Raw genomic sequence first — 25,997 nt, forward strand, 5'->3', positions numbered from 1 at the left:
GAACGTTACTCGAGATCTGTGCCTGCTTTGACCAACGACCCGTGAGTACTTATTAACCGCGGGGGGTTAACAAGTACTCACGGGTGGCGAAGCCACATAGACTTCCTGTAGGTGGGAGCACAGGGAGGCGCCATGATCTCGGGTTTCCGGAACCGGCCGCACCTCTTGCGCGACGCCCAGGGCAGCGGCCTCGTCGAAGCGTTCGTCATCATCGGGATCGTCACGATCCTGCTCACCCGCGCCTATCTTCACCTCACCGGTTATCCACAGGTCGGGGGCTCGTCGCTGCACATCGCGCACGTCCTGTGGGGCGGACTCGGCATGGTCGTGGCTCTGGTGACGGTGTTCTCGTTCCTCGGGATGAAACCGCGCGTCCTGGGCGTCGTGATCGGCGGCATCGGGTTCGGGTTGTTCCTCGACGAGATCGGCAAGTTCGTCACCAAATCCAACGACTACTTCTACCGGCCGTCCGTCGCGATCATGTATGTGGTGATCGTCGTGTTGCTGCTGGTCAACCGGTCGCTGCACGACGTCCGGCCGCCGACCCCGACGGAGGACGTCGCCAACGCCGCCGCCATCGCGCTCGGCGGCCTGGACCGTGGCCTGGACCGCGCACGCCGGGAGCAGGCGCTGGCGCAGCTGCGCCGGGCGGCCGCCGCGGGCGCGGACGAGGCGACGCTGACCTCGGTCCGGGATCTGCTCGCCCACTGCCCGGACCGGAACGGCCGGACCGTGCCCACCGCGCGGGAGCTGGCCCGGCGCGCGACCCCCGCGTTCGCCAAGGGTCCCGGCATGCTCTGGACCGCGGCTGTGCTCCTCACCCTGTTCTCCACCCTGGGACTGCTCAGTGCCGTGATCACACTCGACGACGACCTCCGCGGCGACGAAGGAACGGACATCACGACGGTCGGCCAGCTCACCGGGTCGGCGATCGCGTTCGTCCTGTGCTGGTCGGCGATCGTGCGACTGCGGAGCGGGAAGCTGTGGCCGTTGCAGTTCCTGCGGGCCGCGGCCCTGGTCACGGTGCTGCTCACCGAGGTGTTCGACTTCGTCGCCCAGGAGTTCGGGGCACTGCTGAACGTGGCGGTCGGACTCGGCGCGCTCGTTGTCTTCTCGTCGCGCATCGCGGTCACGGAACGAGCCCGGGCACTGGCTCTCGACAACTCTGCTACAACGAAACTCGGCCCGTTGCCACCCCGGGAGCCGTCGTCGCTTACCGTAGACAGGTGAGCATCCAAGCCTCCGGTGCCTCGACCTGGCCCGCAGTACTGACGTGGCGGGCGGACAACGCACCCCGAATGGAATCGGTGCGCGTCCAGCTCAACGGCGACCGCATCAAGGCAGCAGGCCGGATCATCGGCGGCGAGTGCCCCGAGCATCCGGCGTTCAGCGCGTCCTACGACCTCGTCACCGACGAAAGCGGAATCACCCGCAGGCTGTCGCTGCGGACGTCCGTCGCGGCCGGTGAACGGCAGATGTCGATCAGCCGGGACGAAGAGGGCACGTGGATGGTGGAGCACGGCGCCAACCACCAGCGGTCCACGTTCGACGGCGCCCTCGACGTCGACATGGTGCTCAGCCCGTTCTTCAACGCCCTGCCCATCCGGCGGTACGGACTGCACCTCGGATCCGAGGACGTCGAGGTCCCCGTCGTCTACGTGAACCTCCTGGACCTGCGGGTCGAGGGCGCGATCCTCACCTACAGCAGCGGTCCGGACGGCATCCACGTGCTGTCGCCGGTGTCGAGTTCCTCGGTGACCGTCGACCGCGACGGGTTCATCATCGACTACCCGGGCCTGGCCGAACGGATATAGGCGGCGCAGCCGCCCGTGCGTGGTTGACGAGTCTCTGGACTCGTCGAGCACTCACAGGCGGCGGAGCCGCCCTCCCCGCCGACCCGCATCACGCATGTCGTCGATCCAGCCTTCGCGGCCGGGAACGATGCCGGTGATCTCCCACGTCTCCTGGTTGTCGTACGTCAGGCGTGCGGTGTGGCCGGCCTCGACGAGCGTCGCCGTCGACGACTGTTCCGCCAGTTCGGTCCGCGCGTCCTGCAGCAGTACCAATGCTTCGTCCAGGGCGATCAGCAGGGCGTCCCGGTTGCCTTCGCACATGGCCCGGACGAGTCCGGGCGCGCTGCCCGCCACGCGGGTGCCGTCGCGGAACGAGCCGGCCGCCAGGCCCAGGGCCAGCGGTCCGCCGCGGGCACCGGTGATCGCGAGGGTCTCGGCCAGCAGGTGCGGCAGGTGCGAGATGCGCGCGACCGCCCGGTCGTGTTCGGCGGACTCGGCGGGCACGACGACGGAACCGCAGTCCAACGCGAGTTGCGCGACCTGTGTCCAGATGGCGGGGTCGACGCCGTCGTCGGTGCCGACCACCCACACGGCCTCCCGGAACAGGTCGGCGCTGCCGACGCTCCACCCGGACGCCGACGTTCCGGCCATCGGGTGCCCGCCCACGTAGCGGTCGGCGAGTCCCTGGCGGGCTGCCGCCGCCGCGACCTCCGCCTTGACGCTGACGACGTCGGTGATCGAGCAGTTCGATGCGTACAGGGCGATCGCGGTGAGGGTGGCGGCGACCGCGGGCACGGGGACCGCGATCACGATCAGCGCCGACTCGGCCGACGCGCGCTGGAGTACCGCGACCAGATCGGTGTCGGCGTCGAAACCGTCCGCCCGGGCGGCGTCGACGGACGGCGCGGATCGGTTGTGACCCCACGCTTCGCGGCCCGCCCGGACCGCCGCACGCAGCAGTGAACCGCCGATCAAGCCCAGGCCGAGCACGCACACCGGAGGTGCGGAAGGGGTATCAGACACCCGAACAGGTTGGCACATTCGAGTGCGGACTTCATTTACCGGCACCCCGCGGGCTACCGTTGCGCTCATGGGTGCACAGCGCGCGGAAAACAACAGCGCCTCCTCGGATCGGGCAGAGGATCTGGAGGGCTTCGGTGTCGCGGTAGTACACGAGGACGGCCGGTGGAAGGTCAAGGCCCTCACTTCGGCTGCTCTGACCAGTCTCAGCGTCGCGGAGGAGGAGCTTCGGGCCCTCCGTAGCGCGGGCGCGTTCTTCGGTCTGCTGGACGTGGACGACGAATTCTTCGTCGTGCTCCGGCCTGCGCCGTCGGGAACGCGTCTGCTGCTGTCCGACGCCACCGCGGCCATCGACTACGACATCGCCGCCGACGTCCTCGAGGCGCTCAACATCGAGGTCCCGGACATCGACCCGGACGAACTCGACGACATCGAGCCGTGGGAGGAGGGTGACCTGTCGCTGCTCGCCGACCTCGGTCTGCCCGAACCCGTTCTGGCTGTCATCACGTCCGAGACGGACCTGTATCCCGACGAGCAGCTCGGGATGATCGCGCAGCGGCTCGGGTTCACCACGGAGCTGGCCGGGGTTCTCGACAAGCTTCCCCGGTAGTTTCACGCGCCGTGACTCTTCAGGACGACGAGCGGATGATCCGCGCGGCGATCGAAGCGGCCCGCGCCGCCACCGACGCCGACGTGCCCGTGGGTGCGGTGGTGTTCGACGCCGACGGTGTGGAGGTGTCGCGGGCCGTGAACTCGCGGGAGGCGATGTCGGATCCGACGGCGCACGCCGAGATCATCGCGTTGCGGGCCGCCGCGCGGGTATACGGCGACGGGTGGCGCCTCGAGGGGGCGACGCTCGCGGTTACGCTGGAGCCGTGCACGATGTGCGCGGGTGCGCTCGTGCTGGCCCGGATCTCCCGGGTGGTGTTCGGGGCGTGGGAGCCGAAGACCGGTGCCGTCGGCTCACTGTGGGATGTGGTCCGCGACCGCCGTCTCACCCACCGACCGCAGGTCAGGGGCGGTGTTCTCGAGGACGAATGCGCCGGCATCCTCGAAGACTTCTTTCGTGAGCGGCGCTGACCGGTTTCAAACTCTTTCGTGGGGTACTCGACACAATGTGGCCGGGTCCGCATGACCCGTGCTTCTCTGGAGACAGGCGCCGACGAGGCGCCGCCGGACCCGTCCCCGGGTTCGAAATCGGATTCACGGAGGTATCTCGTGGGAATCGCAGACAAAGCTTCGAACAAGGCGGAAGACCTCAAGGGCCAGGCGAAGGAAGCCACCGGCAAAGCCACTGGCGATCAGGACCTGCGCGACGAGGGCAAGGCCGACCAGGCGTCCTCGGCGGTGAAGGATGCCGGCGAGAAGGTCAAGGACACCGCCAAGAACCTCAAGGACAAGCTGACTTAAACGGCTTCACCTGGCGATTTCGGGCTCGGGCGTCACATCCGGTAAAGTCACCGGCGGTGGCGTGTCCGAGCGGCCTAAGGAGCACGCCTCGAAAGCGTGTGACGGGTAACCCCCGTCCGAGGGTTCAAATCCCTCCGCCACCGCCAAAGCTCCCCACCTGCACACGCAGGTGGGGAGTTTTTGTGTATCCGGGCCGGGAATGTTCGTTAGCGTGTCCTGGAGGGAAGGGGCACCGACATGCGCATCGACTCGACGGGCAGAACGGCGCTGGTCACCGGATCGACGCAGGGCATCGGCGCCGCGATCGCAGCGGGCCTCGCCCGCTCCGGCGCGCGGGTGGCGATCAACGGCCGCACCGAGAGATCCGTGGGCGAGGCGATCGAACGACTGCGGGCCGAGGTCCCGGACGGCGAATTCGTTCCGGCTGCCGCCGACGTCACGACGGACGAGGGCGCGCGGCGGGTCCTGGAGATCGTTCCGAGCGTCGACATCCTGGTCAACAACCTCGGGATCTTCGGCTCCCAGCCGGCCCTGGAGATCGACGACGACGAGTGGCGGCGTTACTTCGAGGTGAACGTGCTGTCCGCGATCCGGCTGACCCGCCTGGTCCTGCCCGGCATGGTCGAACGGTCCTGGGGCCGGGTCCTCGACATCGCCAGTGACTCCGCGATCGTCATTCCCGCCGAGATGATCCATTACGGGATGTCGAAGACGGCGCTGCTGGCGGTCTCGCGGGGATTCGCGAAAGAGGCGGCGGGGACGGGTGTCACGGTCAATTCGGTTCTGGCCGGCCCAACCCACACGGGCGGTGTGGAGGATTTCGTCTACAGCCTGGTCGACACGGACCTGCCGTGGGACGAGGCGCAGCGCGAGTTCATGAAGAAGTACCGGCCGCAGTCGTTGCTGCAGCGCCTCATCGAGCCGGAGGAGATCGCGAACATGGTCGTCTACCTCAGTTCGGCGCAGGCGTCGGCGACCACCGGTGCCGCGGTGCGGGTCGACGGCGGCTATATCGATTCCATCGTCCCGTGACCGCCGGTTCACAGCACTCTCGCAGGTCGTACCGAGTGACATCCATTGAAGCTGCAACTAGCCTGATCTCATGAAAAAGCTGTGGTGGTTGGTCGGCGCAGTTGTCATCGTCGTGATCGCGGTGCTGGTGGGACCGTGGTTCTACGGCCAATTCATCGCAGAGGACGACGCACCGGCGGCCTCGGTGTCGACCGAGGGTGCGGAGGCGGCCACCGGATCGGTCGACGGGCAGTGGACCGTCACACCGGGTCAGGGCTCCAACCAGACTGCGGCGGGGTACACCGTCCACGAGATCCTCAACGGCGCGAGCGTCACGGTGGTCGGGTCGACCGCCGACGTGACCGGCAACGCGACCGTCGAGGATGAGAAACTCACCGCGGGCGAGGTGACCGTGCAGGTGGCGACCATCGCGACCGATCAGTCCCGCCGCGACAACCAGTTCCGCGGCAACGTCATGGACACCGGGACGTTCCCGACCGCCACGTTCACCGTCGATTCCCCGGTCGATCTGTCCGGGCTGCCTGCGGACGGCTCCGTGGGAACGGTCTCAGCCCAGGGCACGCTGACGCTCAAGGGGCAGTCGCGTCCGGTGACGGTCGACATCGACGTGCTGCGTTCCGGCGACGACCTCATCGCCTCGGGCAGCATCCCGGTCACCTGGACGGACTTCGGTGTGACGCCGCCGTCACTGGGCTTCGTGACCGTGGACGGCAACGGCACGGTCGACTTCCTGGTCAGCTTCGCGCGTTCCTGACGGCGCCCAGCCGGGCGGCCCGAACACGTAGCCCAGCTTGTCGCGCGACGACGACGCCCGGCGCCAGTCGCGGACGATGGCACCGTATTCGCGGGTCTGCAGCTTCCAGATGCTGTAGGTGCCCACCGGTGTGGTGAGGCCGTAGGTGGGGCGGTGGGTTTCGGGTTGGAACGTGCCGAACATCCGGTCCCACACGATGAGGATGCCTGCGTAGTTGCGGTCGAGGTATTCGGGGTCGCAGCCGTGGTGAACGCGGTGATGCGAGGGAGTGTTGAACACGAACTCGACGGGCCGGGCCAGCTTGTCGATGCGCTCGGTGTGGACGAAGAATTGGTAGACGAGGTTCACGGAGAATCCGATGAACACCATCCACGGCGGAATGCCGATCAGCGGCAACGGAATCCACATCAGGATTTCGGCGCTGTTGTTCCACTTCTGGCGGAGCGCGGTGGAGAAGTTGAAGTACTCACTCGAATGGTGTGCCTGGTGGGTGGCCCAGATCAGGCGGATGCGGTGCGCCATCCGGTGATACGCGTAGAACAGCGCGTCGACACCGAGGATGAGGATCACCCACGTGTACCAGGCGTCCGCGGGTAGGTGCCACGGCGCGACGTACACCCAGATGGCGGAGTACCCGATCAGGGCCAGTAGCTTCCAGAACGTGGTCGTCAGGATTGACACGGCGCCCATCGACACGCTCGCCCGCGCGTCGCGGCGCTCGTAACCGTCCGTCGGGGTCGAACGTCGCGTCCTCGAGGTGCCGGGCCGCGAACCATTCGATGGCGAGGAACAGCACGAACGCCGGGATGGCCAGCGTCACCGGCTCGTGCAGGGGCGTCAGCAGCGCCGAATTCCACGCCGACGTCACGGTCTCCCACATGCTGCTTCCTCCACACAAGACGATCGTCCAGTTCAATGTACCTCGGAGTGACACGCATCACTATCCGCCCCGATCCGAACAGGGAAATAAAAGTGATCATGAGATGCGCACTTTGCCGCGAAGAATGAATTCCGTCAGCAAGAACCGGATCAGGCGAAAGGACTCATCATGTTGCGAGGACTCATTACCGTCAGCCTCTTCGCCGACGACATCCCGGCGGCCCGCGAGTGGTACTGCGCCCTGCTCGGTATCACCCCGTACTTCGAACGCCCCGACTCCGAGAACCCGGCGTACATCGAGTACCGGATCGGGGATTACCAGCACGAGCTCGGCATCATCGACCGTCGGTACGCCCCGCACGGAGCCGCGGACGGCCCGTCCGGCGTGGTGGTGTTCTGGCACGTCGACGACGTGACCGCCGCCGTCGAGAAGCTGCTCACGATGGGGGCGAAAGAGCACGAGCCGCGCACCGAACGAGAGTCGGGATTCGTCACCGCCTCCGTCGTGGACCCGTTCGGCAACATCCTCGGCGTCATGTACAACCCGCACTACCTGGACGTCCTGGGTTCGCGCGGCGAAGCGTGAGTTGCCCGTTTTCATACTTGGATGGTAGGAATTCGGTGTGCACATCACCGCAAAGGTGGACTACGCCGTGCGGACGCTGATCGAACTGGCCGCTGCCGGGCCGTCCCCGTCCAAGGCCGAGTTCCTGGCACAGTCGCAGACCATTCCGCACAAGTTCCTCGAGGCCGTCCTCGCCGATCTCCGGCGCGGGGGACTGGTCAACAGCAGACGCGGACCCGACGGCGGCTACTGGCTGGCCCGGCCCGCCGAGGACATCACGATCGCCGACGTCATCCGGACCGTCGAGGGTCCGCTGGCGTCGGTGCGGGGGGAGCGCCCCGAGGACGTCGACTACTGCGGGCCGGCCGCCAAACTGCAGGACGTGTGGATCGCGGTGCGGGTGAACCTGCGCGCCGTGCTCGAAAACGTGAGCCTCGCGGACGTGGCGAACGGGCAGCTGCCGGGTTTCCTCACCACCCTGACGTCCGACCCGGGGGCCTGGGAGCGTCGCACCCGGCCGGCTACGACGGCTGACGAGGGCGCAGCGCGCGGCTGATCGTCCGGCCGGCCGCACGCACCAGCGGGACCAGCGCGTTCAGTGACGCGTTCTCCGCCGACACCACCAGCGACACAGCCGCGACCGCCGCTCCGGGACGCTCGAAGATCGGGGCCGCGACGGAGACCGCGTCCATGGTCACCTGACGATCACTGATCGCGACCTCGGATCGGCGGATCTCGGCGAGTGTCCGCCGCAGAACGACGGGGTCGGTGACGGTCCGGTCGGTGAACTTCTCGATCGGCCTGCTCAGCACCTGCTCCTGCACGTCGGCGGGCATGTACGCGAGCAGGGCGAGGCCGATGCCGGACGCCGTCAGCGGGAACCTGCCGCCGACGCGGGTCTGGACGGGCACGGCCTTCTGTCCGGCGATGCGTTCGACGAACACGACCTCGGTGCCCTCGGCGATGCCGAGCTGGACGTTCTCCCGCGTGATCTGCGACAGGTCCTCCATCACCGGCATCGCCAGTTCGCGCAGCATCGTGCCGCGCGGGGCGAGCGAGGCGATCTCCCACAGCTTGAGCCCGACCGTGAAGCGGCCGCTGCTGTCACGTTCGAGGGCGCCCCATTCGATGAGGTCGCTGGTCAGCCGGTGCACGGTGCTCAGCGGGTATCCGGACTTCCGCGACAGATCGCTGAGGGTCAGCCGCGGCGTGGACGGGGTGAAGAGCTCGAGGAGCCGCAAGGAGCGAATGGTCACCGATCCGGTGATCGCCATTGCTCGTTCTCCGTCTCACAGTTCCAGCGTCAGACGTGGACAGCTCGCACGCGAGACGCAGATCATCATGGTGTCGTTGGCAGCCTGCTCGTCCGCTGTGAGCAGGGAATCCCGGTGATCGACAGTACCGCCGAGCACGGCCGTCTCGCAGGTTCCGCAGGTCCCCTCCTCGCAGGACGACAGCACCTGGACGCCGGCGGCGGTGACGGCCTGCAGGATCGACTGCTCGGGTGCCACCGTCACGGTCTTGCCGCTCAGCCTCAGCTCCACCTCGAACCCCTCGGCCCGAACCGGTTCCTCGAGATCCTTCGCCGCGAAGCGCTCGATGTGCAGCGTGCCGGACGGCCAGCTGTCGCAGTGACCGGTGACGGCGTCGAGCAGCGGCGCGGGCCCGCAGCAGTAGACGAGGGTGTTCTCCCGGACGTCGCCGAGCAGCCCCGGTAGGTCGATGAGGCCGTGCTCGTCCTCGGGGTGGACCACCACCCGGTCGCCGAACCGCTCGGCGAGTGCGTCGGCGAACGCCATCGAACTGCGGCTGCGTCCGCCGTAGACGAGGGTCCAGTCGGCGCCGGCGTTCTCCGCGGCGTGCGCCATGGTGAGGATCGGCGTGATCCCGATGCCGCCCGCGACGAACACGTACCGCGGTGACGGCTCGAGCTCGAAATGGTTGCGCGGTCCCCGGACCGTGACGTGGTCGCCCTCGCTCAGCTTGTCGTGCACGAACTGCGAGCCGCCGCGGCCCATCGCCTCCCGCAGCACGGCGACGCGCCAGGTCCCGGTGTCGGCCGGGTCGCCGCACAGCGAGTACTGGCGGGTGAGCTCCGGCGTCAGCACCAGATCGATGTGCGCACCCGGCGTCCACGCGGGCAGGGCGGCGCCGGACGGGTCGCGGAACTCCAGGACGACGACGCCGTCGGCGCCGGTGGTCTTGGAGGTCAGCTCCAGCTCGCGCACGGGTTCGGGTGGGATAGGCATGGCGGTCTCTCCGGGTCAGACGGGAACGGGAGCGGATTCCGGCGCCGCGGGCAGCGGCGTGGCAGGCGCCGGCGGATCGGCGGGGTGGTGTCCCTCGGGGTGGGCGAGCAACCACTCCCAGAGGGCGGCGGGTTCTTCCGCCACGTGGCGCGCGCCGCAGTGGCACTCGCCCTCGAGCAGGTCCGACCCCGGAAGCCAGACGATGCGCATCACGTTGGCCCCGCGGAGCATCCTCGTCGGTTCCACGGCTCAGCCCACCGCCGCGGTGACGGCCTGCGGCGCGTCGACCAGCTTCTTCAGGATCCGCCGAGCGCCGAGGCCGCCGGCGTCGATGTTGATCGACAGCTCCTGGTAGCCGTCCTTCTCCGTGTCGAGCGCCTTGTGCAGAATGTTCAGCGCCACGACGTCCTGCATCACGACGGTCCGGTTGTTCTCGGCGAGGAACGTCGTGACGGCGTCGTCGCCGAGTGCGAAGTCGCGGGCCACGGCCCAGAAGTCGAGGGTGGAATTCTCCGTCGACGGGGTGATCGCGTAGACGATCTCGCTGTGGAACGCGTGCGGGTCGGAGCCGTCGTCGCCGGGCAGGGGCGCGCCGATCGGGGCGATGCGGCTGTGCAGCAGGTACAGGCACGGCGGCGTGTACTCGATGTCCTGCCAGCGGGTGATGCGTCCCTCGATGCCCGTGGACTTGGAGTAGAACGGCGGGCACTCGGCGTCGTCCATGTGCCGGGACACGTAGATGACGTTCCGGTCCTCGTCGATCTCCGTGGTGATCGGGGTTTCCGCCACCTCGGGGGTGCCGATGTAGCCGCCGTGCAGGTACGTCTCGTGCGACAGGTCCATCAGGTTGTCGACGAGCAGGCCGTAGTTGCAGTCGATCGGTTCCATGCCGCTGACCACGGTGTAGTCGGGGGAATCCATCCACGGCGCGCGGGGGATGCGCGTCGGGTCGCCCTGCTGGGGGTTCTGCGGGTCGGCGATCCAGACCCACACGAACGAGTCCTGCTCGACCACCTGGTACGAGCGCAGCCGCGCGGTGCGGGGGACGCGTGCCTGGCCGGGCACGAACACGCAACCGCCGTCGCTGCCGTAGGTGAAACCGTGATAGCCGCAGACCACCTTGTCGCCGTCGAGCCGGCTCGGCGCTTCGGACAGCGGGTAGCGGCGGTGCACGCACCGGTCGCTCATCGCGACGGCCTCGCCGGCCTCGGTCCGCCAGAACAGGATCGGCTCCTCGCAGATGGTGCGGGAGAACAGTTCGCGTCCGACCTCACGGCCGTAGGCTGCGACGTACCACTGGTTGCGGGCGATCGTGGACATGGGGCCTCCGGAATATGCTGGGCTGCTGCGTTATTCGTGACGCCAGACTCGGTGGTGCGTCGGCGTCGTCTCCACCACTGTGCGGCACCGGAGGTGATCCACCACACTCGGTTTCCGAATGTCGGAAGGGTTTCGTCAGGGCTTGCGAACGAGGTAGGCGAACATCGTCACCGACATGTGGAAGTCGCCGCTGCGGGCGGCGGCGTTCAACTGGTCCAGCAGTGCGGCGCTCTGCGCGTCGGTGATTGCCCCCTCGGCGATCGCCGCCGCGGTCATCATCTGGACGAGTGGGCCGGTCACGTCGCCCGGATCCTGGATCAACGCCTCCGTGCCGATATCCTCGACGACGAGCCCGGCGGAGGTGAGCTGCCCCGGGAGCAATCGTCCGGAGTGCGGGTTCGCGGTGTGCGACAGCATCACGTCCATGATCTTCTGCAGGACCACGGGATCGCCGGGGTGCATGATCGCGGTTCCCCAGTCGCTGTCGACGATGACGCCGCGCCCGCCCGGTCGCAGAACTCGGGCCACTTCCGCCGCCGCGCGATCCGGTTCGCTCAGGTGCTGGAAAACCCGCTCACTCCGCACGACGTCGAGGCGGTCGTCGGGGAACGGCAGCGAGTAGGCGTCGCCGATTACGAACTGCGCCGTCGAGCCCTCCTCCTCGGCCCGCTCCCGGGCGAGGAGGGCCATACCGGGATTGGGATCGAGCCCGATCGCGCGACCCGACGCGGTGACCGCGGCGGCGAGGGCCCGCGTCTCCGACCCCGTACCCGATCCGAGGTCGAGTGCGCTCTCGCCCGGCTGCACGTGCAGGGCGGCAAGCGACCACTCGCGCAGTCGCCGGATTCCCGGGCGCGCGGCCTGCAGGTCGAGGACGGCGGCGAGTTGGTCCAGGGCGGCGCGGTCGATCTCGTCCGCCCGGAACGACAGCGGCGCCGTCGGATCGGACATGAATCCACCGTAACGCCGCGGTGACTCCCGACACAGTGTTGCGCGGACTGTGGGCAAGCACATAAAAGTTGCACTCTCGCGCAAATTTGCAGAGCCCTGCAAGTTCTGTACCGTCGGTGTAGTGATTTCGGAAATCGGACTGCGGGACCGCAAGAAGGCCGCCACGCGCGCAGCCCTCAGCGGCGCCGCCGCACGCCTGGCCCGCGCGCTGGGCATCGAATGCGTCACTGCCGACGCCATAGCGTCCGAGGCGGGGGTCTCGACTCGGACGTTCCACAACTACTTCTCCAGCAAGGAGGAGGCGGTACTCGCGCACTTCGAGCAGTCCGTCCACGACTGGGTGGACCTGCTCCGCGCCCGCCCCGAGGACGAGCCGATCTGGGATTCCCTCGAGCACGTGGTGGTCCAGATCGTCACCGATCCGGCGAAACCGCTCGAAGAGACCGCGGTGATGATGGAACTCGTCGAGACCAGCCCCGCGCTGCTCGCGAAGAAACCCGAAGTGCACCTGCGCGTCACCCGTCTGGTCGGTGAGGTGATCGCCGAACGCACGGGCACGAACATCGACACCGACCTCTACCCCAACCTGCTGCACCTGGCGGTCGGGTCGGCGTGCAAGGCGTCGCTCGACCTGTGGATGAGTGGTAAGTCCGGTGCGAGCGGACCCGAAGAACTCGTCCGCGACGCCATGCGTCAACTCCGTCAGGGAATCCCGCAGCCGTAGCCGGCTGCCCCGAATCACTCTTCGTTCCACCGACTCAGAAGGAGCCTCTCGTGGCCACCTATCTCTATCGGATCGGCAGATTCGCCTACCGGCGAAAAGGCGCGGTCCTCAGCGTCTGGTTGGTGATCCTGGTCCTCATGGGCGTCGGCGCGGCAACGCTGTCCGGGCCCACGAAGGACTCGTTCTCCATCCCGGGCACCCCCGCGCAGCAGGCGCAGGACCTGATGGCCGAACGCTTCCCCGAGGCCGCGGGCAGTGACCCGATGAACGCCGTCAGCGCGCGTTACGTGTTCGCCGCTCCCGAGGGGCAGACCCTCGAGAGCGAGCAGAGTCAGCAGGCGATGGACGCGGTGCTCGCCAAGGTGCGCGGCATCGAACAGGTCCAGGACGCCGCCAAGGTCGATCCCGCCACCGCCTCGGGCGCCGACGCCGCGAAGGCACTGGTCAACCCCGTCACCGCGAACGAGCAGCTCGTCGAGATGGCGAAGTCCACCGCGGCCGACAAGGGAATCAGTGAGGACGCCGCCCTCGCGAACGCGCAGGCGCTGTCTCCGCTCAACGCCGACAAGACCGTCGGCTACGTCGAGGTGCCGTTCAAGGGCGGCATGGGCGACGTCGACCAGGCTCTGCGCGACCAGATCTCGGCCGCGGCCGACGCCGGCCGCAACGCCGGACTGACCGTCGAGATCAGTGGTTCCGCCGCCAACGAAGCCGAGCCGCCCGGCGGCGCCACCGAACTCGTCGGTATCGGCGTGGCCGCTGTCGTGCTCGCGCTCACGTTCGGTTCGCTGGTCGCCGCGGGTCTGCCGTTGATCACCGCGATCATCGGCATCATGATCGGCAGCCTCGGAATCACCGTCGCCACCGGATTCACCGACCTCAGCTCGATGACACCCACGCTGGCCATCATGATCGGCCTGGCCGTCGCCATCGACTACTCGCTGTTCATCGTGTCCCGTTTCCGACACGAGCTTTCGCTCACCGACGACCGCTCGGAAGCGGCCGGACGTGCCGTCGGCACCGCCGGTTCCGCCGTGGTGTTCGCCGGTCTCACGGTGATCATCGCCCTGATCGCGCTGCGCGTCGTCGGCATCCCGTTCCTCTCCGACATGGGTGCGGCCGCCGCGTTCACGGTGTTCATCGCCGTCTCGATCGCGTTGACGCTCCTGCCCGCGATCCTCGGACTGTTCGGGAAGAAGGCGTTCGCAGGCAAGATCCCGTTCCTCAGCAGTCGTGACCTCGAGGACGACGAGGGCAAGCCGAGCCTCGCCCTCCGGTACATCAGCGCCGTGGTCCGCAGGCCCGCGATTCCGCTGATCGCCGGAGTCGTGGTGCTCGGGGCGCTCGCCATCCCCGCGACCGGCCTGAGCCTGGCCCTGCCCAGTGAGGGCACCGGCGACCCCGCCACCAGCTCCCGGCAGGCCTACGACCTCGTGAGCGAAGGCTTCGGACCCGGCAAGAACGGTCCGCTGCTCGTCGTCGTCGACGCCAAGGACGTCACCACCGGCACGCCGTCGGAGGCGTTCGGTGAGGTCGTGAAGACCATCACCGCGCAGGACGACGTGTCCAACGCGCAGGTCGTCGGCGTGAACAAGGCCGGTGACACCGTGCAGATCCTGGTGACGCCGAGCAGCGCCCCCAGCGATCCGGCGACGATGGATCTGGTGAACAACATCCGCGGTGCGGAGGCGGACCTGCACGACTCGATCGGCGTCAACTACGGCGTCACCGGGCAGACCGCGCTCGAAGGCGACGTGTCCGAGACGCTGCAGGACGCGCTGATCCCGTACCTCGCGGTGGTCGTGGGCCTCGCCTTCCTCCTGCTGCTGCTGGTGTTCCGCTCGGTGCTCGTGCCGCTGACGGCCACCCTCGGCTTCCTGCTCAGCGTCGCGGCCACGTTCGGTGCCACCGTCGCGGTGTTCCAGGAGGGCTGGGGCGGCATCATCTCCAACCCGCAGCCGATCGTCAGCTTTATGCCGATCTTCCTGATCGGCGTCGTGTTCGGTCTCGCGATGGACTACCAGGTGTTCCTGGTGACCCGGATGCGGGAGGAATACGTCCACGGCGCAACCGCGAAGCAGGCCGTCACCGTCGGTTTCAACCACGGTGCCCGGGTGGTCAGCGCCGCCGCGGTCATCATGATCTCCGTGTTCGCAGCCTTCATCGCCGAGCCGAACTCGTTCATCAAGTCGATCGGTTTCGCCCTGGCGGCGGCCGTGTTCTTCGACGCCTTCGTCGTGCGCATGGTGATCATCCCGTCCGTGATGGCACTGCTCGGCGACAAGGCGTGGTGGCTGCCGAAGTGGCTGGACAAGATCCTGCCCAACGTCGACATCGAGGGCGAGAAACTGAAGAAGGTCCTGCACGACGCGGACGAATCGCTAGTAGGCGCTTCGCGCCCGTGAGTGGTTGAGGAGTCTCTGGACTCGTCAACCACTCACGGGGCCGCAGGCCCCGAAAATCCGCGGGCCTGCGGTCGTTTCTGTTGGTAACCTTCGGACATAATGATGACCCGCCAGGATCGCTGCCCATGTTGAATGCCCTGCTCACCACGTACCTCCGCCCGTACAAGCGGGAGCTCACGGCGGTCGTCCTGTTCCAGCTCGTCGCGACCGCGGCAGCCCTGTACCTGCCCAGTCTGAACGCCGATCTCATCGACAACGGCGTCACCAAGGGCGACACCGGGTACATCCTGTCCACGGGCGTCACGATGCTGCTCGTCACCGTCGTGCAGATCGTCTGCTCGATCGGTTCGGTGTTCTTCGGCGCCCGCGCCGCAATGGGTTTCGGGCGCGACGTGCGCCGCGCCGTGATGCATCAGGTCGGGAGCTTTTCATCCCGCGAATTCGGGCGCTTCGGCGCGCCGTCCCTGATCACCCGCAACACCAACGACGTGCAGCAGGTGCAGATGCTCGTCGTGATGAGCTGCACGATCCTGGTGATGGCGCCGATCATGTGCGTCGGTGGTGTCGTGATGTCGATCCGCGAGGACGCCGGGCTCGCCTGGATCCTGGCGGTCACCGTGCCGGTGCTCGCGCTGTCCATGGGGTTCGTGATTTCGCGGATGGTGCCCGCGTTCCGGGAGATGCAGACCCGAATCGACGGGGTCAACCGGGTGCTGCGTGAGCAGATCACCGGTATCCGCGTGGTGCGGGCGTTCGTCCGTGAGCGCTCCGAGGTGGCGCGGTTCGGCGACGCGAACGAGCAACTCACCCAGACCGCCCTGCGGGTCGGCAGGCTGACGGCGGTGATGTTCCCCCTCGTGATGGTCATCGCGAACATCACCAGTGTCGCCGTCATCTGGTTCGGCGGCCACGAGATCAACAGCGGCACCATGCAGGTCGGCTCGCTGACCGCGATGCTCAGCTACATTATGCAGATCCTGATGTCGGTGATGATGGCGTCGTTCATCGCGATGATGGCGCCCCGCGCCACCGTCTGCGCCGAACGCATCGGCGAGGTGCTCGACACGGATTCCACCGTGGTCCCGCCGGTCGACGCCGTCACCGTGCTGGAGAACCCCGGTGTGGTGGAACTGCGCGACGCCCAGTTCAAGTTCCCCGGTGCCGACGCACCGGTGTTGCGCGACATCAGCTTCCGCGCCGAACCGGGCAAGACCACCGCGATCATCGGCGGCACCGGTTCCGGTAAGACGACGCTGCTGTCGCTGATCCCGCGCCTCATCGACGCCACGTCGGGTTCGGTCACCGTGTCCGACACGGATGTGCGCCGCATCGACCTGGACGTCCTGCGGTCCGGCATCGGACTCGTTCCGCAGCGGCCGTACCTGTTCTCGGGCACCGTCGCCACCAACCTCCGGTACGGCAAACCCGATGCCACCGACGACGAACTGTGGCGGGCCCTGGAGATCGCGCAGGCCGCGGATTTCGTCCGCGCGATGCCCGCGGGTCTCGACACCCCGATCGCGCAGGGCGGCACGACCGTCTCCGGTGGTCAGCGACAGCGACTCGCGATCGCGCGGGCACTGGTCCGTCGTCCGTCGATCTACCTGTTCGACGACTCCTTCTCCGCCCTCGACCTCACCACCGACGCCCGGCTGCGTGCGGCGCTCAAACCCGAGACCTCGGATGCGTGCGTCATCGTCGTCGCCCAACGTGTCTCGACGATCGTGGAGGCCGAGCAGATCGTGGTCCTCGAAGACGGCGCCGTGGTCGGAATCGGCACGCACGACCAACTGCTCGAGACGTGTCCGTGTTACGTCGAGATCGTCGAATCCCAACGATCGGTCCAGGAAGCACTATGAGCGATCGCGCAACCACCACCACTGCCGAAAGGCCCGCCGGCCCGCGTATTCCAGGACCGGTCGCTCCGGGTGCCCCGGGGTCCAAGCCGAACGACCTGTGGCCGTCCACCAAGCGGCTGCTGAGGCGGCTGGGTCCCCACCGGATCGCCGTCGGCATCGTTATCCTGGTCGCTGCCGTGTCGGTGGTGCTCACCTCGATCGCGCCGCGGATGCTCGGTCAGGGCACGAACCTGATCTTCGACGGCATCATCGGCGCGCAGTTGCCCGCCGGGATGTCGAAGGATCAGGCCGTAGCCGCGTTGCGGGCCGACGGTCAGAACACGTTCGCCGACATGGTGTCCGGCATGGCCGTCGTGCCCGGTGTCGGAATCGACTTCAGTGCGCTCGGCCGGGTGCTGGCGATCGTGCTGGCCCTGTACCTGGGGTCGGCGGTGTTCATGTGGCTGTCGGGTTTCCTGCTGAACATCATCGTGCAGGGTGTCGTGAAGAATCTGCGCGCCGAGGTCGAACGGAAGATCCATCGACTTCCGCTGCGCTACTTCGACTCCCACTCCCGCGGCGACCTGCTGAGCCGGGTCACCAACGACATCGACAACGTCTCGCAGTCGTTGCAGCAGACGATGAGTCAGCTGATCGTGTCGGCGATGACGGTGATCGGCATCCTCGTGATGATGATCGTCATCTCGCCGCTGCTCGCCTTGATCGCGGTGCTGACGGTGCCGCTGTCGATCCTGGTGACCGCGCAGATCGCGAAACGGTCCAAGACCCACTTCGTGTCGCAGTGGAAGTCGACGGGAGCGCTCAACTCTCACGTGGAGGAGGCGTACACGGGCCACGAACTGGTCACCGTGTTCGGCCGCAGCCGCGAGGTGGAGGCCCGGTTCGAGGAGCAGAACGAGGCGCTCTACCAGGCCAGTTACCGGGCCCAGTTCATCTCGGGCCTGATCATGCCGGCGATCATGTTCCTCGGAAATCTCAACTTCGTGGCCATCGCCGTGCTCGGTGGCATGCGGGTGGCGTCCGGCACGATGAGCCTCGGCGACGTGCAGGCGTTCATCCAGTACTCGCGCCAGTTCACCCAGCCCCTCACCCAGATCGGGGCCATGGTCAACCTCATGCAGTCGGGTGTGGCGTCCGCCGAGCGGGTGTTCGCCATCCTCGACGAGGACGAGGAGGAACCCGACCTCGCCGAAGCGCCCACGCCGGCCGAGCCCCGTGATGCGGGTCGCGTCCATACGTTCGGCCGGGTGGAGTTCTCGGACGTGTCGTTCAGCTACTCGCCGGAGAAGCCGCTGATCGAGAACCTGTCGCTGGTGGCGGAACCCGGTCAGATGGTCGCCATCGTCGGACCCACCGGCGCCGGCAAGACCACACTCGTCAACCTGATCCTGCGGTTCTACGAACTCGACGGCGGCAAGATCCTCCTCGACGGCGTCGACACCGCCGAGATGTCGCGCGACGACCTGCGGTCCCGCATCGGCATGGTGCTGCAGGACGCCTGGTTGTTCGGCGGCACCATCCGCGACAACATCGCGTACGGACGTCCCGACGCCACCGAGGACGAGATCCAGGCGGCCGCACGAATCAGCTACGTCGACCGGTTCGTCCACTCGCTGCCCGACGGCTACGACACCGTCATCGACGAAGAGGGCAGCAACATCAGCGCCGGTGAGAAGCAGCTGATCACCATCGCCCGCGCGTTCATCTCGCAGCCGTCGATCCTGATCCTCGACGAGGCAACCAGTTCCGTCGACACCCGCACCGAGTTGCTCGTGCAGCACGCCACGGCGGTCCTGCGCAGCGATCGCACGAGTTTCGTGATCGCACACCGCTTGTCGACCATCCGCGACGCCGACCTCATCGTCGTCATGGAGGACGGTCGCATCGTCGAGCAGGGCAGCCACGACGACCTGCTCCTCACCCGCGGCGCGTACTACCGCCTCTACAACAGCCAGTTCGTCGGCGCCGAAGTCTGACCACCCGTGAGTACTTCTCAACCACGGGCGGTTGAGAAGTACTCACAGGCACGCAGTGCTTCCCCCGGCTTCGAAGGTGGCGGTGTCGCAGTAGGCGGCGCGTGGGTAGTACGGACCCATCGTGGCGGCCGGGTCGGTGTGATTGTTCTGCGAGGCCTGCACTGACTGTGGGTAGAAGGCGTCGGACGGCAGCATGTACCGCAGGAACAGGACCTTTTTCGCGACGTCGGTGGAGCCCCAGGGGATGATGGTGACGGCCGGGTCGGACGCGGCGCGGGCGGGGACGTCCTGCGGTGCGGCGACGACGTACGTGTAGTCGCCGTCGCCGTCGGTGCGTGTCTGGAAGTCGGCGGCGCATGCGACGACGGGGTACGGCGTCGCCTGATCGTTCTGGCACATCGACCAGTACCGCACCTGGCGGCCGGGTGCCGTGACGGGCTGGCCGGCACGGGTGTCGGGGAATGTCGGTGCCCGGCCCTGTACGACGACGATGCGTCCGGGCTGGTACGTCAGGCCTGCCCCGACATATTTGTTGTCGCCGTTGGGGAACAGGCCCGACGTGCTCGCGGGGTTCACGAACGTCGCCTCGGGCACGTTGCCGGGGAACGCACCGGACGCGGCGCCGGCGATGATCTGGTCGAATGCGGCCTCCGCGACCTGTCCGAGTGGGCCGTCGTCGTAGGCGGAGGGATCGAATTCGGCTCCGCAGGTCGGCACCGGCGACGTTCGGCCCCCGAACGTCAGCGTCACGCCGGGAAGCGGAACACTACCGGTCGGCGATGCCGGGTCGTCGGGGACGTACACCCGGATGATGAGGAAGCCGACGGGTACCGACTGCGTGTCGGCCCCGGCGGGCAGGGCCTGAATCTGGTTGCGGGAGTGGTCGGCCGGACCGGTCACGACGGTCGCGTGCCAGCGCTTCTGCGTGGCGGGCAGGGCGCCGGCGGTAGCGTCGGCGAACGGGTTTCCGCTGCCGGGGTCGGGTCCGATCTGGTTGTCGCGCAATGTGTCGACGGTGTCGAAGTTCGTCCCGTACGTGTTGAGCGAGAAGTAGCGGGCGGCCGGGTAGGTGCCGCTCAGTTCGATGGTGTCACCTGGCCCCAACGCGTAGGGCAGGACCCAGTATGTCGCGTTGGCGTCGGGGAAGGCGACGTTGAGTACGGTCGAGTCGGACATGAACTGCCACGCGCACTGCGCGGTCGGAGGGCGCGCCGCGGACGCGAGCGAGGACCCGCCGGACCACAGCAGCAGAACCAGCGCGGCGGCAACGACTTTCCCGGTCATGTCCGTCAGAACACCTCCCCGAACGCGGTCAGTTTGTCGATGCCCTCGCGGTCGATCTCGCCGGGTGTGTACCGGTTGATCAGCTGGATGTAGGCGAGGTACCGGGCCATCGCGTCGGCGCCCTGCTGAGCGAACGCCGGGGGGAGCGGCGCGGCGAGCTGAGTCGGCAGGTACTGGGTCATCAGCTGGGCGGCCATGGCCGGACCGCGCGGGTCGTGATCGAAGGTGTTGTCGAGTTCCGCCCGACCGCGTTCGGTGGCGTAGTCGTAGAACTCGTACTGGAACGACGCCGGGTCGACATAGGCGGTGGGCCCCAACCACTTCGAATACACCGCGACCTTCGCCTCGGGGGTGCGGAGCACGTAGATGTGGGTGGGGGAGTTGTTCCAGTTGACCCCCTGCGGTGCGTGTTCGTTGGTGGCGAGGACGACGTGGTCGCGACCGGCCGCGGTGTTGCTCCGCAGCAGCGGCATGAGGTCGGCGCGTTCGGCGTACGTGGCGAACAGGTCCCCGGACATCCAGTTCCGGTTGCCGTGCCCGAGCGTCGCGAGCAGCGGCGCAACGTCGACGCTCGACGTGAGTTGGCCGCGCGGGGTGTCGGTGTCGCCGGTGAATCGCCCGGTCGGGTCGGCGACGATCAGCGGGATGTGGAACGCCTCGTCGTAGGCGGTGGACAGTTTGCCTGCGACGAAGCCGTGCGCGCCGGCATATTCGCCGTGATCGGACGTCATGACGAAGACGGTGTTCGCCGCGACATCCTCCGGCAGTGAGTTGATCACCGTGCCGATGTGGTGGTCGACCATCGACAGCACGTTGGTGTAACTGTCGAGGGCCCGCTCCCAGTAGGTGTACGGCGCGAACGCGATGTGCCGGTCGGGATCGGTGCCCTGACCATAGGGCTGGAGGTAGTAGTTCGACAGATTCTGGATGTCGTCGGTGACGCCGCCCCACACCAGGGCCTGGAACTCCCGAGCGAACACCTGGGTGCTCGGTTTCGACTGCAGTGCCTTCTCGGGTTCCCAGTTGGGCGGCACCGAGGGATAACCCAGCCGCGGAGGGTCGCTCTCGCCGGTGGTCACCGACCAGGCCCGGGCGGGGCTGAGTGGGGGAACGTTGTTCGCGTACAGCGACTGATACCGTTCCGCTTCCGTTCCGGCCCAGAAGAACTGCTGGTCATGGGGATTGACGAAGCTCGCCGTGAGGCAGAACGGGCCGTCCCCGGGTTTTCGCGTCGACAACCACGCCGCGGCCTGGTCGGCGATGTGCCCGTCGAATTCGAATCCCTCACCGTTCATTCCGATGATGTCGGGCATGGTCAGTCCGTCGAACCCGTACTCCTCGAGGTAGCCGGGCGCGAGCCCCGAGTCCTCGTCAGGGGACGGCGACAGATGCCACTTACCGACGTACGGCGTGACGTAGCCCGCCTGCCGCAGCAGCTTGCCGTACGTCGGAAAGTCCCGTCCCATCGCGGGCGACGGGACGGGGGAGGCCCGATTACCGGTCCGCGTCTGCAACATCCAGTTCTGCAGCGGATACAGCCCGGTGACGAAACACGCACGGCCGGGGCTGCACGCCACCCCGGCCGTGTAGTGCTGCGTGAACTTCACCCCGGGCGCCCACAGCGTGTAGAGGTTGGGCATGAACCGCTGCAGAAACTGGTCCGGAGTAGTGAACCCCGCGGGAAAGACCTGGGGAAACCGCATCTCGTCGACGACGATGAACACGATGTTGGGCTGTACGTAATTGGTGGGCTGACGGTGTAGCGGCTTCTCCGACGCGTCCGCCCGACGGTCGAAGAGGCCCGACATCACGGTCACCCCGCCGGCGACCGCTGCACCCGAGAGAAACGTTCGCCTGTCGATCCGATGGCCGGCCTGCTCGTCGCTCATGGCGGTTCCTCCGGTCGAAGGGGTGGGATCGTCACACTCTCTGTACCCACTTTCGAACGAAGTAGTGATGTGTCGCCGGAAATGTCGCCCGTGATTGGATACACCCGTGAATGCCGTAGTCCCGACCCCGCCCGATCCGTTCTTCACCGTCGGTACCCGACTCGACGGGCAGCTGGGTCGTACCGGAACCATTCACACCCCACACGGCGACATCGCGACGCCGTCGTTCGTCGCCGTCGGCACCAAGGCCACCGTCAAGGCGGTGCTGCCTGAGAGCATGAAGGAGCTGGGCGCGCAGTCGCTGCTCGCCAACGCCTACCACCTGTACCTGCAGCCCGGGCCGGACATCGTCGACGAGGCCGGCGGTCTGGGCAAGTTCATGAACTGGGACGGCCCGACGTTCACCGACAGCGGCGGATTCCAGGTCATGTCGCTGGGCGTCGGGTTCAAGAAGGTCCTCGCGATGGAAGCCGTCGGGGTACGCTCCGACGACGTCATCGCGAAGGGCAAGGAACGCCTCGCGACCGTCGACGACGACGGTGTGACGTTCAAATCGCACCTGGACGGGTCGCGGCACCGGTTCACGCCCGAGGTGTCGATGCAGATCCAGCACCAGCTCGGCGCCGACATCATGTTCGCGTTCGACGAGCTCACCACGCTGCTGAACACCCGCGGGTACCAGGAGCAGTCGGTGGAGCGGACGCAGGCGTGGGCGGTGCGCTGCATCGCTGAGCACGAGAAGCTCACCGCCGAGCGCGCCCATCGCCCGTACCAGGCGCTGTTCGGGGTCGTGCAGGGCGCGCAGTACGAGGACTTGCGCAGGCAGGCCTGCAGGGGGCTGGAGTCGATCACGGGGGAGAGCGGCCGCGGTTTCGACGGGTACGGCATCGGCGGGGCGCTCGAGAAGCAGAACCTCGGCACCATCGTCCGGTGGTGCAACGAGGAGCTTCCCGAGCACAAGCCGCGGCACATGCTCGGCATCAGCGAGCCGGACGACTTCTTCGTGGCCATCGAGAACGGCGCCGACACGTTCGACTGCGTGAATCCGTCGCGGGTCGCGCGCAACGCCGCGATCTACCACCCGGACGGCCGGTTCAACATCAACACCAGCCGCTTCCGTCGTGACTTCACGCCCATCGACGAGAACTGCGATTGCTACACCTGCGCGAATTACACCAGCGCCTACATTCACCATTTGTTCAAGGCGAAGGAAATGCTGGCGTCCACGCTGTGCACCATCCACAACGAACGCTTCACCGTCCGGCTGGTCGATCAGATCCGCGCCAGCATCGAAGGCGGCTACTTCGACGAGTTCAAGGCCGAAACCCTGGGCCGCTTCTACCGCACGTGAGTGGGAAAGCGCCCTCGGGCACACTTTCCCACTCACGTGGGGGTCAGAGCTGGTAGGTGGGTTCGCGTTTCTTCACGTAGGCGATGACCCGGTACGTGATCGGCATGACCAGTACCTCGACGAGGGTCTTCCACAGGAATCCGACGATCACGTAGTTGACGAAATCGCTCCACGTGCTGATGCCGATCGCGCCTGCGGCGATGGAGCAGAAGATCAGGGTGTCGGCGAACTCACCGACGATGGTGGACCCGATGAGCCGCGCCCACAGGTGCTTCTCCTTGGTGCGCTCCTTGATCAGGACCAGCGTCACCGAGTTCAGCATCTGCCCGACGAGGTAACCGGCCAGCCCGGCGAGCAGCAGTCGCGGGTAGACGCCGACGACGGACCGCAGCGCCTCCTGGTTCTCGTAGAAGTCGGCGGACGGCAGCTCGATGAGGAGCCAGAAGCAGAACGCGGCCAGGATCAGGGCGCCGAAGCCCAGGTAGATCGCGCGACGCGTCGACTTGAACCCGTACACCTCGCTGAGGACGTCGCCGAGAATGTAGGCGAGCGGGAACAGGAAGAAGCCGCCGTCGGTGATGACGGGCAGGATCTGCAGCGGCCCGATGGTCAGCGACGAATCGGCGAAGAATGCGACGCCCTTCGTCGCGCAGATATTCGAGATCAGCAGCGTCGCGGTGAAGAGGGCAACGAACGTGGGGTAGTACCCCCGGCTGACGTGCGCGAACGTCGCGTGGGCGTCTGGCTTGGTCTGCTGATCTGAGGCTGTCACGCCGCAATCCAAGCACCTGCAGGTGGACGTGCGCGAATCAGGAACGGGTGAACGTACCTTTTGTCCGATCTGACGCGACGAAAGGTACGTTCACCCGCACGGTAGGACGGGTTCGGGCTAGCCCTGGACGACGCGCGTGCCGCCGGCCAGTTCGTCGTGCTTGCCCTGCTTGGTGGGGCTGCCGTTGATCGTCACCCCGATGATGATCGCGGCGACGACGCCGAGCACACCGAACAGGAACCCGAGGAGCGGGAACCCGCCGAGCGCGGACAGAACGTAGAAGCCGTTCCTGGTCAGCGACTGCTGCTGGGTGGGGAACCCGCCGTTCGGGCCCTCGACGCGCAGACCCAGGATCTGCTTGCCCAGGGTCTGCCCCCTCGTCGTCTCGAGGAAGACGAAGTAGCCGACGGCGGCGGCCGCGGTGAGGATCGCGCCGAGGACGCTGCCCAGGAAGTTGCCCAGCACCAGCGCGAGGACGGTGCCGACCACGGCCATCGGGATGCCGACGATCAGGCCGTCGATCACGCGTGCGCCGAGGCGGGGAAGAAGTTCACCGGGACGGGACGCGTCGAACCCGAAGTCCGGCTGCGCGAACGGCTGGGTGCCGAACTGCTGCGCCGAATCGAACTGCGGCGGTGCGCCGAACTGCTGTCCGAACTGCTGCTGCCCCGCCCCGTTGTAGTGCGGTTGCCCGTACTGCTGCCCGCCGAACGGCTGTTGTCCCTGGTCTGGATCGAATCCACCGGTAGTCATGTGTTCCCCCTCGAATCTCGAGTCCTGAATGTCTCGGATGACGCCTGAGCACCTTACGCACGGGGTGGGAGTGACTCGAGTGACGGGAGTAGCAAAACGGGTGAGCGTACTTTCCGTCCGCGAAGGACAGGAAGCACACTCACCCGTGGGAGCGAGCGGTCAGGCCGCGACGTAACGGCCGGTGAGCACGCGGTACGCGTAGGTCGACGCGATGATCGTGATCGGGATCGAGACGAGAAGTCCGACGCCGCAGAGGAGTGCACCGACGATGTTGATGCCGACGAGAGCGAGGGCCAGCAGCAGCACCGGGCCGACGTTCTGCGAGATCACGCGGAAGCTCGACTTGATGCCGGTGATCGCGTCCTCGTTCTGATCGATGACGAACTGCAGCGTCCACCAGGTCAGGAAGATGACGATGAGGCCCGGGATGATGAGCAGGACGAAACCGATGGTGGCGGCCACACCGATGATCACGCTGGCGATGATGATCGCCGCGACGTTGGTGAACTGGAAGAACGAACCGAACGCCGGCTTGTTCCCGTCCACCTCGTGCAGCGCGCCCCGCACGAGAGCCGCATTGATCAGGTAGCCGACGATGGTCGTGACGATCGTGCCGATGATGCGCCACACCGAGAACGCCGCGCTCATGTCGGACGACGTGCTGAAGCCGCCGAAGACGAGGTTCAGCACCACCTGGATGATGGCGGCGATCAGCAGGATGCCGATCCAGATGAGCGCGTTGTCCTTGAATTTGTTCCAGCCGTAGCCGATCGCGTCGCCCACGGAGAACTGCCCCGGCGTCTGCCCGGGCGTGCCGTAATCCGACATCGGCGGGGGCGGCGGATATCCGCCGGGCGGCGGTCCCTGGGGCGGCGGCGGGTAATTGCCCTGCGGCGGCGGGTAATTACCGGGGGGCGGTGGATAATTTCCGCCGGACGGCGGTGGATAGTTTCCGCCGGACGGCGGTGGATAGTTTCCGCCGGGCGGGGGCGGGTAGTTACCGCCGGGGGG

Annotated in this window: 25 protein-coding genes, 1 tRNA gene and 1 pseudogene; 15 read left to right on the plus strand and 12 right to left on the minus strand. The window is 67.2% G+C overall.

Features of this window, described 5'->3' with window-relative positions; all coding sequences use genetic code 11:
* Nucleotides 1–132: 132 nt before the first annotated feature.
* Both RHA1_RS20180 and RHA1_RS20185 read left to right on the plus strand, forming a co-directional pair.
* Nucleotides 133–1,230, plus strand: coding sequence for a hypothetical protein (locus tag RHA1_RS20180; RefSeq protein ID WP_011596632.1), 1,098 nt, complete (start codon nucleotides 133–135; stop codon nucleotides 1,228–1,230).
* On the plus strand, nucleotides 1,227–1,814 hold the full coding sequence (locus RHA1_RS20185) for a putative glycolipid-binding domain-containing protein (RefSeq protein WP_011596633.1): 588 nt from the start codon (nucleotides 1,227–1,229) through the stop codon (nucleotides 1,812–1,814). The genes RHA1_RS20180 and RHA1_RS20185 overlap by 4 nt, the downstream gene beginning before the upstream one ends.
* Nucleotides 1,815–1,865: 51 nt before the next feature.
* Here the strand turns inward: RHA1_RS20185 and RHA1_RS20190 are convergent, their stop codons facing one another.
* Nucleotides 1,866–2,834 (minus strand): prephenate dehydrogenase, encoded by a 969-nt coding sequence (locus RHA1_RS20190; protein WP_011596634.1) that lies wholly within the window; start codon nucleotides 2,832–2,834, stop codon nucleotides 1,866–1,868.
* 49 nt (nucleotides 2,835–2,883) lie between these two features.
* Between RHA1_RS20190 and RHA1_RS20195 the strand changes: the two genes are divergently transcribed.
* From RHA1_RS20195 to RHA1_RS20220, 6 genes are all read left to right on the plus strand, one after another.
* A complete protein-coding gene (locus RHA1_RS20195; protein WP_005248749.1) occupies nucleotides 2,884–3,423 on the plus strand; it encodes a tRNA adenosine deaminase-associated protein in 540 nt (179 codons plus the stop codon).
* Nucleotides 3,424–3,434: 11 nt separating this feature from the next.
* Nucleotides 3,435–3,893, plus strand: a complete 459-nt coding sequence (locus RHA1_RS20200; protein WP_005561213.1) for a nucleoside deaminase — start codon at nucleotides 3,435–3,437, stop codon at nucleotides 3,891–3,893.
* Between the two features lie 138 nt (nucleotides 3,894–4,031).
* A complete protein-coding gene (locus RHA1_RS20205) occupies nucleotides 4,032–4,223 on the plus strand; it encodes a CsbD family protein (protein WP_016884463.1) in 192 nt (63 codons plus the stop codon).
* Between the two features lie 55 nt (nucleotides 4,224–4,278).
* A tRNA-Ser gene (locus RHA1_RS20210) sits at nucleotides 4,279–4,369 on the plus strand.
* 91 nt (nucleotides 4,370–4,460) lie between these two features.
* On the plus strand, nucleotides 4,461–5,255 hold the full coding sequence (locus tag RHA1_RS20215) for an SDR family NAD(P)-dependent oxidoreductase (RefSeq protein ID WP_011596638.1): 795 nt from the start codon (nucleotides 4,461–4,463) through the stop codon (nucleotides 5,253–5,255).
* Nucleotides 5,256–5,325: 70 nt separating this feature from the next.
* Entirely contained in the window at nucleotides 5,326–6,009 is a 684-nt protein-coding gene (locus RHA1_RS20220; RefSeq protein ID WP_011596639.1) for a YceI family protein, read from the plus strand.
* Here the strand turns inward: RHA1_RS20220 and RHA1_RS20225 are convergent.
* Nucleotides 5,941–6,889 (minus strand): annotated as a pseudogene (locus RHA1_RS20225) (sterol desaturase family protein). The gene RHA1_RS20220 and the pseudogene RHA1_RS20225 overlap by 69 nt on opposite strands.
* Before the next feature lie 168 nt (nucleotides 6,890–7,057).
* On the opposite strand from RHA1_RS20225, the gene RHA1_RS20230 reads away from it, so the two are divergent.
* Nucleotides 7,058–7,474: a VOC family protein gene (locus RHA1_RS20230; protein ID WP_011596641.1), complete on the plus strand. Its 417-nt coding sequence runs from the start codon at nucleotides 7,058–7,060 to the stop codon at nucleotides 7,472–7,474.
* A 37-nt stretch (nucleotides 7,475–7,511) separates the two neighbouring features.
* Nucleotides 7,512–8,009: an RrF2 family transcriptional regulator gene (locus RHA1_RS20235; RefSeq protein ID WP_009477226.1), complete on the plus strand. Its 498-nt coding sequence runs from the start codon at nucleotides 7,512–7,514 to the stop codon at nucleotides 8,007–8,009.
* Here RHA1_RS20235 and RHA1_RS20240 read toward each other — a convergent pair.
* From RHA1_RS20240 to RHA1_RS20260, 5 genes are all read right to left on the minus strand, one after another.
* Nucleotides 7,975–8,727: an IclR family transcriptional regulator gene (locus RHA1_RS20240; RefSeq protein WP_011596642.1), complete on the minus strand. Its 753-nt coding sequence runs from the start codon at nucleotides 8,725–8,727 to the stop codon at nucleotides 7,975–7,977. The genes RHA1_RS20235 and RHA1_RS20240 overlap by 35 nt on opposite strands.
* A gap of 15 nt (nucleotides 8,728–8,742) precedes the next feature.
* Nucleotides 8,743–9,702 carry a PDR/VanB family oxidoreductase gene (locus RHA1_RS20245; RefSeq protein WP_011596643.1) on the minus strand — a complete coding sequence of 320 codons (960 nt, stop codon included), beginning with the start codon at nucleotides 9,700–9,702 and terminating at the stop codon, nucleotides 8,743–8,745.
* Nucleotides 9,703–9,717: 15 nt separating this feature from the next.
* Nucleotides 9,718–9,933, minus strand: coding sequence for a hypothetical protein (locus tag RHA1_RS20250; protein WP_009477229.1), 216 nt, complete (start codon nucleotides 9,931–9,933; stop codon nucleotides 9,718–9,720).
* An 18-nt stretch (nucleotides 9,934–9,951) separates the two neighbouring features.
* Nucleotides 9,952–11,022, minus strand: coding sequence for an aromatic ring-hydroxylating oxygenase subunit alpha (locus tag RHA1_RS20255; RefSeq protein WP_011596645.1), 1,071 nt, complete (start codon nucleotides 11,020–11,022; stop codon nucleotides 9,952–9,954).
* A 135-nt stretch (nucleotides 11,023–11,157) separates the two neighbouring features.
* Complete coding sequence (locus RHA1_RS20260) at nucleotides 11,158–11,973, minus strand: class I SAM-dependent methyltransferase (RefSeq protein WP_009477231.1); 816 nt, start codon at nucleotides 11,971–11,973, stop codon at nucleotides 11,158–11,160.
* Nucleotides 11,974–12,094: 121 nt separating this feature from the next.
* Between RHA1_RS20260 and RHA1_RS20265 the strand changes: the two genes are divergently transcribed.
* From RHA1_RS20265 to RHA1_RS20280, 4 genes are all read left to right on the plus strand, one after another.
* Nucleotides 12,095–12,697 carry a TetR/AcrR family transcriptional regulator gene (locus RHA1_RS20265; RefSeq protein ID WP_041811767.1) on the plus strand — a complete coding sequence of 201 codons (603 nt, stop codon included), beginning with the start codon at nucleotides 12,095–12,097 and terminating at the stop codon, nucleotides 12,695–12,697.
* A gap of 50 nt (nucleotides 12,698–12,747) precedes the next feature.
* Nucleotides 12,748–15,102 carry an MMPL family transporter gene (locus RHA1_RS20270; RefSeq protein WP_011596647.1) on the plus strand — a complete coding sequence of 785 codons (2,355 nt, stop codon included), beginning with the start codon at nucleotides 12,748–12,750 and terminating at the stop codon, nucleotides 15,100–15,102.
* Nucleotides 15,103–15,227: 125 nt separating this feature from the next.
* The gene (locus RHA1_RS20275; RefSeq protein WP_011596648.1) at nucleotides 15,228–16,961 is read left to right on the plus strand and encodes an ABC transporter ATP-binding protein; all 1,734 of its coding nucleotides are present in this window, start codon (nucleotides 15,228–15,230) and stop codon (nucleotides 16,959–16,961) included.
* Nucleotides 16,958–18,937, plus strand: coding sequence for an ABC transporter ATP-binding protein (locus tag RHA1_RS20280; RefSeq protein ID WP_011596649.1), 1,980 nt, complete (start codon nucleotides 16,958–16,960; stop codon nucleotides 18,935–18,937). Before RHA1_RS20275 ends, RHA1_RS20280 begins: the two co-directional genes overlap by 4 nt.
* Nucleotides 18,938–18,979: 42 nt before the next feature.
* Here RHA1_RS20280 and RHA1_RS20285 read toward each other — a convergent pair whose 3' ends face one another.
* Together RHA1_RS20285 and RHA1_RS20290 are read right to left on the minus strand one after the other, a co-directional pair.
* On the minus strand, nucleotides 18,980–20,221 hold the full coding sequence (locus tag RHA1_RS20285; protein ID WP_011596650.1) for a hypothetical protein: 1,242 nt from the start codon (nucleotides 20,219–20,221) through the stop codon (nucleotides 18,980–18,982).
* Between the two features lie 5 nt (nucleotides 20,222–20,226).
* Nucleotides 20,227–22,110, minus strand: coding sequence for a sulfatase-like hydrolase/transferase (locus RHA1_RS20290; RefSeq protein ID WP_011596651.1), 1,884 nt, complete (start codon nucleotides 22,108–22,110; stop codon nucleotides 20,227–20,229).
* Between the two features lie 106 nt (nucleotides 22,111–22,216).
* Here RHA1_RS20290 and tgt point away from each other — a divergent pair, with 106 nt between their 5' ends.
* Nucleotides 22,217–23,461, plus strand: a complete 1,245-nt coding sequence (gene tgt, locus RHA1_RS20295) for a tRNA guanosine(34) transglycosylase Tgt (RefSeq protein WP_009477237.1) — start codon at nucleotides 22,217–22,219, stop codon at nucleotides 23,459–23,461.
* A gap of 43 nt (nucleotides 23,462–23,504) precedes the next feature.
* Here the strand turns inward: tgt and RHA1_RS20300 are convergent, their stop codons facing one another.
* The 3 genes from RHA1_RS20300 to RHA1_RS20310 form a co-directional block, all read right to left on the minus strand.
* Nucleotides 23,505–24,233 (minus strand): queuosine precursor transporter, encoded by a 729-nt coding sequence (locus RHA1_RS20300; RefSeq protein WP_011596652.1) that lies wholly within the window; start codon nucleotides 24,231–24,233, stop codon nucleotides 23,505–23,507.
* Between the two features lie 117 nt (nucleotides 24,234–24,350).
* Entirely contained in the window at nucleotides 24,351–24,986 is a 636-nt protein-coding gene (locus RHA1_RS20305) for an RDD family protein (protein ID WP_011596653.1), read from the minus strand.
* 159 nt (nucleotides 24,987–25,145) lie between these two features.
* Nucleotides 25,146–25,814 (minus strand): DUF2189 domain-containing protein, encoded by a 669-nt coding sequence (locus tag RHA1_RS20310; RefSeq protein WP_016884474.1) that lies wholly within the window; start codon nucleotides 25,812–25,814, stop codon nucleotides 25,146–25,148.
* Nucleotides 25,815–25,997: the final 183 nt, after the last annotated feature.

Source organism: Rhodococcus jostii RHA1 (assembly GCF_000014565.1).
GTDB classification, from domain to species: domain Bacteria; phylum Actinomycetota; class Actinomycetes; order Mycobacteriales; family Mycobacteriaceae; genus Rhodococcus_F; species Rhodococcus_F jostii_A.

Excerpts from the sequence above, each read along its gene's own strand:
- RHA1_RS20215 (WP_011596638.1), top strand. The coding sequence starts at position 4,461 with ATGCGCATCGACTCGACGGGCAGAACGGCGCTGGTCACCGGATCGACG.
- RHA1_RS20220 (WP_011596639.1), top strand. The coding sequence starts at position 5,326 with ATGAAAAAGCTGTGGTGGTTGGTCGGCGCAGTTGTCATCGTCGTGATC.
- RHA1_RS20250 (WP_009477229.1), bottom strand. The coding sequence starts at position 9,933 with ATGCTCCGCGGGGCCAACGTGATGCGCATCGTCTGGCTTCCGGGGTCG.
- RHA1_RS20190 (WP_011596634.1), bottom strand. The coding sequence starts at position 2,834 with ATGTGCCAACCTGTTCGGGTGTCTGATACCCCTTCCGCACCTCCGGTG.
- RHA1_RS20285 (WP_011596650.1), bottom strand. The coding sequence starts at position 20,221 with ATGACCGGGAAAGTCGTTGCCGCCGCGCTGGTTCTGCTGCTGTGGTCC.
- RHA1_RS20180 (WP_011596632.1), top strand. The coding sequence starts at position 133 with ATGATCTCGGGTTTCCGGAACCGGCCGCACCTCTTGCGCGACGCCCAG.
- RHA1_RS20260 (WP_009477231.1), bottom strand. The coding sequence starts at position 11,973 with ATGTCCGATCCGACGGCGCCGCTGTCGTTCCGGGCGGACGAGATCGAC.
- RHA1_RS20230 (WP_011596641.1), top strand. The coding sequence starts at position 7,058 with ATGTTGCGAGGACTCATTACCGTCAGCCTCTTCGCCGACGACATCCCG.
- RHA1_RS20195 (WP_005248749.1), top strand. The coding sequence starts at position 2,884 with ATGGGTGCACAGCGCGCGGAAAACAACAGCGCCTCCTCGGATCGGGCA.
- RHA1_RS20280 (WP_011596649.1), top strand. The coding sequence starts at position 16,958 with ATGAGCGATCGCGCAACCACCACCACTGCCGAAAGGCCCGCCGGCCCG.
- RHA1_RS20305 (WP_011596653.1), bottom strand. The coding sequence starts at position 24,986 with ATGACTACCGGTGGATTCGATCCAGACCAGGGACAACAGCCGTTCGGC.
- RHA1_RS20290 (WP_011596651.1), bottom strand. The coding sequence starts at position 22,110 with ATGAGCGACGAGCAGGCCGGCCATCGGATCGACAGGCGAACGTTTCTC.
- RHA1_RS20245 (WP_011596643.1), bottom strand. The coding sequence starts at position 9,702 with ATGCCTATCCCACCCGAACCCGTGCGCGAGCTGGAGCTGACCTCCAAG.
- RHA1_RS20255 (WP_011596645.1), bottom strand. The coding sequence starts at position 11,022 with ATGTCCACGATCGCCCGCAACCAGTGGTACGTCGCAGCCTACGGCCGT.
- RHA1_RS20240 (WP_011596642.1), bottom strand. The coding sequence starts at position 8,727 with ATGGCGATCACCGGATCGGTGACCATTCGCTCCTTGCGGCTCCTCGAG.
- RHA1_RS20275 (WP_011596648.1), top strand. The coding sequence starts at position 15,228 with ATGTTGAATGCCCTGCTCACCACGTACCTCCGCCCGTACAAGCGGGAG.
- RHA1_RS20310 (WP_016884474.1), bottom strand. The coding sequence starts at position 25,814 with ATGTCGGATTACGGCACGCCCGGGCAGACGCCGGGGCAGTTCTCCGTG.